This window comes from Alteromonas sp. AMM-1 (assembly GCF_047290655.1).
In the GTDB taxonomy this organism is placed as follows: domain Bacteria; phylum Pseudomonadota; class Gammaproteobacteria; order Enterobacterales; family Alteromonadaceae; genus Alteromonas; species Alteromonas mangrovi.
Map to the genome: position 1 here is coordinate 1 of NZ_JBLBUE010000141.1, position 9592 is coordinate 9592.

Below are 9592 nucleotides of genomic sequence, written 5' to 3' on the forward strand. Positions count from 1 at the left end.
CAGGCTTATCATCACGTTAAACACACAGTACCTTTGCTGATGGCAACAGGCAGCAGGTTACGTGATGATCAGGAGTGGTTACGCGTAGCAATTGGCGAATACATTGAAGAAGAAATGGGCCATCAGGAATGGATCCTCAACGACCTGGCAGCATGTGGCGCTAATAAAGAAGCAGCACGGCACAGTAAACCAGCGGCTTCAACTGAGCTAATGGTTGCCTACGCTTACGACACAGTAACCCGTAATAATCCACTGGCCTTTTTTGGCATGGTGTTTGTGCTGGAAGGTACCAGCATAACCATCGCAGACAGTGCGGCAAGACAAATTGCAACAACACTGGCGTTACCCAAAAAGGCGTTCAGTTATTTAACATCTCACGGTGCACTGGATCAGGAACACATTGTCTTCTTTGAAAATCTGATGAACAAGATCACAGATGAACAAGAACAGGCATGCATTATTCACAGTGCTAAAATGTTCTACCGTCTTTATGCCGGTATATTCCGTGAACTGGATAACCAGCACGGTTTACCGATGGCCGCATAAGGAACATGATAATGAACTGGCAGGATCAGGTATGTCTCATCACGGGCGCAACCGGTGGAATTGGTAAAGAAATCGCGCGCCAGCTTTCACAGCTGGGCGCAACGCTGATACTGCACGGACGCAATGAAGTGACATTGCGGGCGTTATTGAATGAACTCAATAACCAGCGTCATAGTTATGTTATTGCCGATCTCGCAACAGAGGTCGGTGTAGACAACGTGTTTAATGCGGTAAATCAACATGGCGGACTCACCATGCTTATCAATAACGCAGGGGTGAGTGGCTTTGGATTATTTGAGCAAACGAGTAATCATCAAATAAACAAGGTTATTGGTACCAATTTAACTGCAACCATCTCGCTAACATTAAGGCTACTGCCTTTGTTAAAACTGCAAAGTCACAGTTACCTTGTGAATGTTGGCTCTGTGTTTGGCAGCATTGGTTACCCCTCTCAAGCATTATATTGCGCCAGTAAGTTCGGTATTAAAGGTTTCTCAGAGAGTTTGTACCGGGAATTACATGGCACTGGTGTAAATGTGCATTACTTTGCGCCCCGAGCAACAGACACCACGATTAATGCTGGTGAGGTCTCTGCGCTGAATAAAGCGCTGGGTACCAAAGTTGACAGCCCCGTTTACGTTGCTCAGGAATTAATTCAACAAATCAACAAACAGCAACCCCGCAAAACGCTGGGTTGGCCAGAACGACTGTTTGTTAAAATGAATGCAGTCTTTCCGTCTATTGTGGATTCTGCATTAGTAAAGCAATTACCCATAATCAAACGATACGCAAATTTTGCTGTTTCGGAGGCGAAAATATGAAACGTTTACTGTCTGCATTACTTCTGTCTGTGTCAGTTTTAGCTGTATCTGCGCACGCTGATACGTTGTTAGATGTTCAGCAAGATTGGGCACACGTGAATTACGATTTAACGGGTGACGACCAGGAAAAAGCCTTTAATACCTTACTTGAAAAAGCAGAAGCCTGGGTGAAGTCTCAACCTGATTCTGCGGAAGCTCATATATGGCTTGGCATTGTTCAGTCGAGTTTTGCTGGAGCGAAAGGTGGGTTAGGGGCACTGTCTTTGGCTAAAAAAGCCAAGAAAAACTTCGAGCAGGCACTCCGGTTAGACGAAAATGCGTTGAATGGATCCGCAATGGTAAGTTTGGGCGTGCTCTATCACAAGGTGCCGGGATGGCCGTTAGGATTTGGTGATGACAAAAAAGCGAAAGAGCTCATACTTGCCGGATTAAAACAGAGTCCGGATGGTATCGACAGCAACTATTTTGCAGCGGAATACTTTTACGATAATAAGCAATACGCAAAAGCACTCGAACATTTGCAGGTAGCGCAAACCGCAGCACCGAGGGCAGACCGCCCGCTGGCAGATAAAGGCCGTCAACTGGAAATAGCTACGTTAAAACAGCGGGTAGAAGCAAAACTTAATTAGTTCTGTCTGTATTAACAACGGTATCTTCCTGTTCTTGTTGAAGGTTAATGGCGGTAATGGGGAAGGGAATAACAATCCCTTCCTCGTTATAGCGCTTGTGCAGCTTCTTAATAAACATGGATTTTACGAAAAATCGGTTGAAGTACTCTTTGGTTCGCAGCATCACCGTAAAGTTAATACTCGAATTATCGAACGTATGGAATAACACAAAGGGTTCGTAGGTTTCTACGCCCCATTCGTGTTCTTGCAAAACCTGATTGGCAACATCGAGTGTAACGCGCTCAACGAACTCTAAATCTGAGCGGTAATGCACACTTACTTCTACCGGAACAGAAAGTTCTTTTTCCGGGTAGTAATAATTAATGATTTTAGATTGCGACACTTTACCATTGGGCACAATTACAATGTTATTTGGGAGCATTTTTATCCAGGTCGAACGCCAGCCAATTTTGTCTACGAACCCCTGTTCACCGCTTTCCAGCTCGATAAAATCGCCAATGCGGAATGGCTTGTCGATGAGTATTTGTACCCCTGAAAAGAAGTTTTCCAGTGTGGGTTGCAGGGCAAGGGCCACCGCCAAAGACGTGATCCCCAAAGAGGCAATTAATGGCGTAACCGAAATACCCATGGATCCCAATACCAATAAGATGGCTAGCCCAATTAAACAGGCACGAATGGCGCCACTGGCAATACTGCGTGTATTGGTAAGCAATGATGAACGCGCTGCGTATACTTTGATGGCGTAAGTTACCCAACGCTCTATAAATAAAATAAAAGTAATGATAATAAGTGCGCGAATTACATCTGCCACTATTTCACTGTCTGGGTAGGCCCATACGCCGGTAATGTCAAAACCATATCGGCTTAGCCACAATAAAATGGTGAAGATGATGAGATTTAAAGGTGCATTGAGTGCTAGTGCAAGTACCTGATAAAAGTGCGTTACCTGACTGTCTTGCTGATGAATTTGGGCGCGCAAACGCACCAAAAAGAGGCGTTTTGCCAGATAAAGGCACAACAGAACGATAATACAGGCCGCTGCGGTAATTGTTTGCTGGGTTGTTAAAATGTTAGCAAAATCCATTGGTTACCTTTATTTCAAAGTGATTGGTAAAGGTATCTACACACTCAGTTACAGTTAAACTTGCAATCGACACACCAGAGATTCATATTCTCGTCGCATTAGTTTGGTACTATGCCGGTCACACAGTTTTGGGATCATGTTATGTTTGTTACAAAGGTCACGGGTTACAAGCGCTTGTACTATGCAACCTGGTATTCATTAAAAGGGTTAAAAGCCGCTTTTCTGAGTGAGCCCGCAGTCCGTCAGGAGAGCTTTCTGCTGATAGTAGGCATTGCAGTCAGCCTGTGGCTGGATGTATCCATGATGGAACGTATTTTAATGATAGGCAGCCTATTGCTGATCATTATTGTTGAGTTGTTAAACAGCGCAATAGAAGCCGTGGTTGATCGTATCGGACCTGAAATACATGAGTTAAGCGGCAAAGCCAAGGATATTGGCTCTGCCGCTGTATTTATGGCCATTATGCTGGCGCTGCTCTGTTGGGGTGGTATTTTGTACGGATTATTTTTCTAAGGTTTTTAACTGACGCAAGTCTTTAAACCAATAGCTTCCTGCAATAACCACCGCAAATGCACAAATGCCACCGGCCAGTGTGGCATTTACCGGACCCAATGCAGCGGCAGCGCTGCCCGCTCTAAAATCGCCCAGTTGGTTGGATGACGCAATAAAGATAGAGTTAGCCGCGCTGACCCGTCCACGCAAGGCATCGGGAGTATTTAATTGAACAACCGCTCCGCGAATTACCACACTGATCATATCTGATGCACCGTAAACAAACAGCGCAACGGCAGAAATCCAGATATTGGTAGACAGCCCAAATACCAAAATAGAGCCGGCAAAAATAAACAAAGCGTTAAATAAAGTGGTACCCGTTTGCGCAAATTCGGTTTTGAACCGCGAAAGGTATATACCCATTAACACCGCACCTGCCGCTGGCATCGCGCGGAGCAATCCCAATCCTTCCGGCCCAACATGCAGAATATCTGCCGCGTATACCGGCAGTAATGCAACTACACTGCCTAACAACACTATAAAGAGGTCGAGGGCCAAGCTGCCAAATACCACTTGATTCTGTTTTAGAAAACGCAAACCGCCTAAGAGGTCACGTTTTCCTCCGGCGGCATTGGCAGGCCCCATCGCGGGGAGCTGCAAAAAGCTTGTTAATGTTCCGCACGCGGCAAATACTAAAAGCCAATAAATATTCCGGTCGAGCAGGGCAATGAGTAATCCTGCAACAAAAGGGCCAATAGTCAGCGCTATATTCCATACCGTACTGGTTATGGCTACGGCCTGGTTAAGTTGATGTGGTTTTACCAGGTTGGGCAAAGTCGCTTGTAATGTGGGAGACATAAACGCTTTTGCACATCCGTAAATACTGATGAGCGACAGCAGCCACCATTTGTTGAAATCAGCTGTTTGCATGAGCAACGCAAACCCGACGAGCACGGTAAGCTGCGCAGTTGCACCCAACACTAAAATTTTACTTCGGGACAGATGGTCTACTACCCATCCGGTTATAGGAAACAGCAAATACACCGGGACTATTTGGAATAATCCCACTAATGCCAGGTCAAAGGGATCCTTGGTTAATTGATACAAGTGCCAGGCAAAGGCCACACCCATAATTGATTCGATGGTGCTGAAAACACCCCGACCCAATAGAAACCAGGAGAACTGTGAAGAGAATAACCGTGAATCTGTCATTGGTTATAGAAATGTACCAGGTAAAAAGAGGCGTTACTTTATCATTAATCACAGCGACTTGTCTGACTTTAGTTGAGTGATCAACTGAAGTAATGGCATGGGTTTGCCGAAATAATACCCCTGTCCGAATTGAATGCCTGCTTGCATAAGCGCAACTCGCTGTTTGTCATTTTCGATACCTTCCGCAACAATATTAACATTGATGTTTTTAGCAATGTCTACCACGTGAGGTATTAAGGATGAACGTATGGAGCCATCTTCCATTTCACTCACAAAACTGCGATCGATCTTGAGTGTATGACAAGTAAATTGGCGCAATTGCCCAAGGTTAGAATACCCCGTTCCAAAGTCGTCAATTGCGATTTGAAATCCATTCTGACTGAGTAATTGTAAGGTGTTTTTGCTGGACAAACTGGCAAGTTGTTCACTTTCAGTGACTTCTACCACAACCTTGATCCCGGGGAGACTGGCCAGACTGTGGTGTTGAACCGCTAAAACCCGACCGTTATCGATATCTCGTGCAAAAAAGTTAATGTTAACCTTGAACGGTTTAAGGTTGAGATCAACCTTTGAAAAGTCTTTATAAACCCGATTCATTATTTGAACCGAGAATTCCCAGGTTTTGTTTGTATCCTGAATAATAGGAATAAACGCATCCGGAAATATTGGCCCGGAATTGTCTTTAAATCTTGCCAATACTTCGCAACCAATAATGCGACCTGAAGATAATTCAACAATAGGTTGGTAGTCGCAATAAAACTGCGAAGCCTTTAATCCTCGCATGATTCTCGATTTAGGAGCCCGACGGAGATTACTGGTTACCAACATTGCACCAAGTGAAAATACGCCAATTAAAATAGAGATAACATACCAAAGGGTTAACAGTTTGTGATTGTACTGCTCAAAGTAACTCCGGGGAGTGAGAGTACCGATACAATAGGGTACTGTATCGCTGCAATCAGTCTGATAAAAATAGTTTTCATCAATTTTGTGCTGCTGAGAGTCGGGAACGGGGAGTGCTTTGTGGCCTGCAACATGAACATGCTGTTGTTCATAATGATATACAATGCGCCACTGCACAGGAATATGAATAAGTGAATCGAACTGCTGTTGAGTAATGACCGCATTAAAATCACCACTTCGGATGATCATGGCTTTTACCTGCTGATCAAATAACTCGATTCCTCTGTCTACCCAAATTTCTAATCCCTTTGGCCCGATATAATCTGCTACATCAACATACACAGGAGAACCGAACACGCCAATGCCGGTCGAACAGAGCATATATTCGCCCTGTAAAAAGCCTAAATCCTTTGTGTAGTTTGCATTGAATAATTGCCGGCGCATTGCCAGTAACAACTCATCGTTACATTCAGTAGCGTTTAAGGATTTAAGCTCATTAAAAACAACATACAGTTCGTTGGTTATATTGGATATTTCGGCGAAGGAATCCTGAATTTCAGCATGGATAACGGTTTCAAAATCCTTCTCCAGATATTTGGTTGCCGCTAAATACACACCGATGCTAACAGATGCACTGATGACCAGCTTAAATGCGAACGACAAGAAGTGATAATTATTTGTAGATGGCATACGGTGCCAATATCCATAAAACAAGCACAACTTTAGTATAACATTATATTTGTTTAATGCTGCAACGTGCGACGTGTTGCTCTAACGGTCTGATGGCTGGCAATTTATGCAGAGTAGGGTACGCGTACCTATGCACAAGTACCCTTTTTAAACTCAATACATTTTATAGGGTAAGAACTTACCTGACATCACTACGCTTACACGGTCACCCTTGGGATCGGGTTCACGCTGCAGGTCCATGGAAAAATCAATCGCGCTCATAATGCCGTCGCCAAATTCCTCATGGATCAGTTCTTTTAATGTGGTGCCATACACATTCACTAATTCATACCATCGATAAATAAGGGGATCAGTAGGAACCGCTGTAGGTAATGATCCCTTGTAGGGTACGATTTGTAACCAGGCGACAGCTTCATCACTCAGTTCAAATAGATCACCTACTTTTTCTGCTTGTTCTTTACTCATAGCCATTTGGCCCAAACAAGCTGCGGTGCTCCATTCCTTAGACTGACCAATTATGTCGGCAACGTGAGCCCACTTAATGCCTTTTTTTACCTTGGCAGACTGAATCATTGCGGTAACTTGCGTGCGATCTGTAATCATTGCTCTTTCCTCTGTAAGTATTTGTACAGTTAAAGCCTGTTAATAAGGTCTAAAAATGCAAAAGGCGTCCTTGCTGACTAAATGATTAGCCAGACAGGACGCCTTTATCCGTTAAAATTGTGACTTGTTTACTGCTTGGTACGTTTCAGTTTATGTACAGCAGATATAATGCCAATTGATTAAAGTACTTTTAAAACAAAACTCTGGGCTAAATGATTATCGGAAGATAGAGCAGGATTGAACTATAGTTGCGCAGCAAAGAGTACATTGCGCACCAAATAAGAGCAGTGTAGTCAGGACAGGGAACAAACAGGTGTAATGGCTGCACTCATTCCAACTATTACTCAAATGAAGATCTCAAGTAACCGAGAAACAGGATTTTAAAGAAGCGAACGGGGTCTGCGGCTGGTCTGCCATTGATCTTACAATAAAGGTGAACGACTTCATCACGGATGAACTCAAAATCGATAGCCATATCGATAAGGCGAACCAAATGGTCTTCGGGAACCAGCTCGTTGATGTAAACCATTTCGAGCTCAACTTGCTGAAGGGATTTGTCTTTTAGCTTGGTGAACACTCCTATTTCACTATGCCTAATAGATCAAAGGCCCGGACTTACGTCCTGGCCTTTGTCGTCAATCTGCAGCCTCTGGTGAGGTATTATAGGTAGTCAGCCAGAAGATGCCTTCGATCTCGATTGGCTAGCGAGTATTGATGAGGGCATCAATAAATCAACCAAGCTTAGGGATCGATTTGCGCCAAATGCACCGTTATGGATAAGTATCGATTTCTGTATAGCGCCACCGGTAAAATGGATAAGCGGGAATCTTCGCGATAGATTTATCCAAACGAACGGTAATCCCATATATTATTGTGAATAATACTGTCATTAAATCGCGCTTTGTGTGGCAATCATCAACACTCGGCATCTACTATTGCTAGAAAATACCATATTTAACATAATATACATTATGAGTAATTTGGTATTTGAGTGTGTAGGGGCCTTGTTTGGTGTGTTGTTCGCTCACAAGCAGCGTTCACCGCTGGCTGTGAGCTTCACAACACTAACGCCAGCTAATCACGCTTTAATGATGTAAATGCCCATGGGCGTTATTTTTACCGTCCACGGGCTTGGCACAATTTCGCCTGTGCTTTTCAGCACAATCCCTCCGCCTTTAGCTCGACGCGGTTTGTCGTCGATGGTTGCAATTTCTTTTACCCAGGTCGGCATCAGATACCAGCAACGTTCGTTACGGCTCGATTCATTGAGGCCACCACTGCCCATGATTCGACATCCTTTTGGGAACGTTCCTTGGTCATCTTTTGACAGATAAGCTACCGGCCTTAATACCCATTCGATGCGTGACATGTCGTGCGGTCAGCAAACTCGTTGGTCATGCTCGGGATACCTTACGACTGTTCGCACGTATCGAGATTTGAATTTGCACATTTTGCTTAGCGGATAATAGTTAGTAATCCTGCAATTTTATGCTAACGACAAGATGTTAGTATTTGAACTTTCATTAATAAGGTCATTTTATAGCGCAGTATCTATCTTCTTCTAACCAGACTCTTAGCTAAAATGGATTTTATATTATGTTAAATTGAGTGTTTTGTAGTAATCGGCACCTCTTATTACAGCTTTAGCGCAATTTTCACAACGTTATCTTGTTTTAAAAAATGGTTTGCAAATGTGTGAGACGATAAACAACACAACAGTTATTACAGTTGCAGGAAATAACACCAGAAACCAGAAAACAGCTTTAACGAAGGTATTCATTATTTGTGGCCTATAAATGGGATTGAAATTCGATTAATAACCCGATTGGATTCTCAAACACGGTCCCATTTACAGACCTCTTTTCCTATAGGGGTTTCCCCTCGTTTTTAATAACCAATACGCTCAAATTCGTTAACTGTAAGATCAAATCTCAATTCGTTGGCCAAGCTCAGGTATATTAGCGTGCCAGTTGTGTTGCTTTGCTACCTGCTGAAATTGTACTTTGGTGTCTTGCTCGCCATGTACCAGATATAGTCTGGGTTTGTTGGTGAAATGCGATAACCAGTCCAATAATTGTGATTGGCTTGCATGGGCTGAAAAACCACCCATTGTGTGGATTTGTGCATTTACGGCAATGTCATCACCGGCCATTTTTATGCGTTTTATGCCATCAACCAAAGAACGTCCTGGTGTGCCAACGGCTTGAAATCCCACAAATATTACGTGCGATTGTTTACGCCATAGGTTTTGCTTAAGATGGTGCTTTATGCGCCCGCCATTACACATACCGCTACCAGCAATAATAATGGCTCCACTTACTACTTTATTCAGGCTGATTGATTCTTCTGTAGTGGTCGAGTATTTCAACATGGGCAACAATGAATGCAGACTGCGCGATTTACTGTGCATAAGCTGCGCGCTTTCATTAATTTCCGCCATATCTTCATCGTTAAACACGTCCTGGTATTTGTGATAAATCTCCGTTACGGCAATAGCCATTGGGCTGTCCAGATAGACACGCTGATGTGTTAGTTTGCCTTTTTGAAAAAGCTCGCCCAGCCTGAAAATAATCTCCTGGGTTCGTCCAACTGCAAATGATGGGATAAGAATA

Annotated in this window: 10 protein-coding genes and 1 pseudogene; 4 read left to right on the top strand and 7 right to left on the bottom strand. The window is 43.6% G+C overall.

Features of this window, described 5'->3' with window-relative positions; genetic code table 11:
* The 3 genes from ACLR2L_RS16260 to ACLR2L_RS16270 form a co-directional block, all read left to right on the top strand.
* Positions 1-546 (top strand): TenA family transcriptional regulator (locus ACLR2L_RS16260; protein WP_413369569.1); only part of this gene is annotated, 546 nt, incomplete at its 5' end.
* An 11-nt stretch (positions 547-557) separates the two neighbouring features.
* On the top strand, positions 558-1367 hold the full coding sequence (locus tag ACLR2L_RS16265; RefSeq protein ID WP_413369571.1) for an SDR family oxidoreductase: 810 nt from the start codon (positions 558-560) through the stop codon (positions 1365-1367).
* Positions 1364-1996 (top strand): tetratricopeptide repeat protein, encoded by a 633-nt coding sequence (locus tag ACLR2L_RS16270; RefSeq protein WP_140957377.1) that lies wholly within the window; start codon positions 1364-1366, stop codon positions 1994-1996. Before ACLR2L_RS16265 ends, ACLR2L_RS16270 begins: the two co-directional genes overlap by 4 nt.
* Here the strand turns inward: ACLR2L_RS16270 and ACLR2L_RS16275 are convergent.
* Complete coding sequence (locus ACLR2L_RS16275) at positions 1989-3080, bottom strand: mechanosensitive ion channel family protein (protein WP_413369573.1); 1092 nt, start codon at positions 3078-3080, stop codon at positions 1989-1991. The genes ACLR2L_RS16270 and ACLR2L_RS16275 overlap by 8 nt on opposite strands.
* A gap of 141 nt (positions 3081-3221) precedes the next feature.
* Here ACLR2L_RS16275 and ACLR2L_RS16280 point away from each other — a divergent pair, with 141 nt between their 5' ends.
* Positions 3222-3593 (top strand): diacylglycerol kinase, encoded by a 372-nt coding sequence (locus tag ACLR2L_RS16280; RefSeq protein ID WP_413369575.1) that lies wholly within the window; start codon positions 3222-3224, stop codon positions 3591-3593.
* On the opposite strand, the gene ACLR2L_RS16285 is transcribed toward ACLR2L_RS16280, so the two are convergent.
* From ACLR2L_RS16285 to ACLR2L_RS16310, 6 genes and pseudogenes are all read right to left on the bottom strand, one after another.
* Positions 3582-4784 (bottom strand): MFS transporter, encoded by a 1203-nt coding sequence (locus tag ACLR2L_RS16285; protein ID WP_413369577.1) that lies wholly within the window; start codon positions 4782-4784, stop codon positions 3582-3584. The two genes, ACLR2L_RS16280 and ACLR2L_RS16285, sit on opposite strands and share 12 nt — an antisense overlap.
* A gap of 48 nt (positions 4785-4832) precedes the next feature.
* Positions 4833-6377, bottom strand: a complete 1545-nt coding sequence (locus ACLR2L_RS16290; RefSeq protein WP_140957385.1) for an EAL domain-containing protein — start codon at positions 6375-6377, stop codon at positions 4833-4835.
* Between the two features lie 153 nt (positions 6378-6530).
* Complete coding sequence (cynS, locus tag ACLR2L_RS16295) at positions 6531-6980, bottom strand: cyanase (protein ID WP_140957387.1); 450 nt, start codon at positions 6978-6980, stop codon at positions 6531-6533.
* Between the two features lie 358 nt (positions 6981-7338).
* Positions 7339-7509, bottom strand: a pseudogene (locus ACLR2L_RS16300) (IS5/IS1182 family transposase); the annotation flags it as partial.
* 549 nt (positions 7510-8058) lie between these two features.
* Entirely contained in the window at positions 8059-8349 is a 291-nt protein-coding gene (locus ACLR2L_RS16305) for a hypothetical protein (RefSeq protein ID WP_413369580.1), read from the bottom strand.
* Positions 8350-8904: 555 nt separating this feature from the next.
* Positions 8905-9592, bottom strand: a 688-nt coding sequence (locus tag ACLR2L_RS16310) for an MBL fold metallo-hydrolase RNA specificity domain-containing protein (RefSeq protein ID WP_413369581.1), incomplete at its 5' end; no start/stop codon positions are given.

What these genes read in the sequence shown, in the direction of transcription:
- ACLR2L_RS16265 (WP_413369571.1), top strand. Translation starts at nt 558, where the DNA reads ATGAACTGGCAGGATCAGGTATGTCTCATCACGGGCGCAACCGGTGGA.
- ACLR2L_RS16270 (WP_140957377.1), top strand. Translation starts at nt 1,364, where the DNA reads ATGAAACGTTTACTGTCTGCATTACTTCTGTCTGTGTCAGTTTTAGCT.
- ACLR2L_RS16275 (WP_413369573.1), bottom strand. Translation starts at nt 3,080, where the DNA reads ATGGATTTTGCTAACATTTTAACAACCCAGCAAACAATTACCGCAGCG.
- ACLR2L_RS16285 (WP_413369577.1), bottom strand. Translation starts at nt 4,784, where the DNA reads ATGACAGATTCACGGTTATTCTCTTCACAGTTCTCCTGGTTTCTATTG.
- ACLR2L_RS16290 (WP_140957385.1), bottom strand. Translation starts at nt 6,377, where the DNA reads ATGCCATCTACAAATAATTATCACTTCTTGTCGTTCGCATTTAAGCTG.
- cynS (WP_140957387.1), bottom strand. Translation starts at nt 6,980, where the DNA reads ATGATTACAGATCGCACGCAAGTTACCGCAATGATTCAGTCTGCCAAG.
- ACLR2L_RS16305 (WP_413369580.1), bottom strand. Translation starts at nt 8,349, where the DNA reads ATGTCACGCATCGAATGGGTATTAAGGCCGGTAGCTTATCTGTCAAAA.
- ACLR2L_RS16280 (WP_413369575.1), top strand. Translation starts at nt 3,222, where the DNA reads ATGTTTGTTACAAAGGTCACGGGTTACAAGCGCTTGTACTATGCAACC.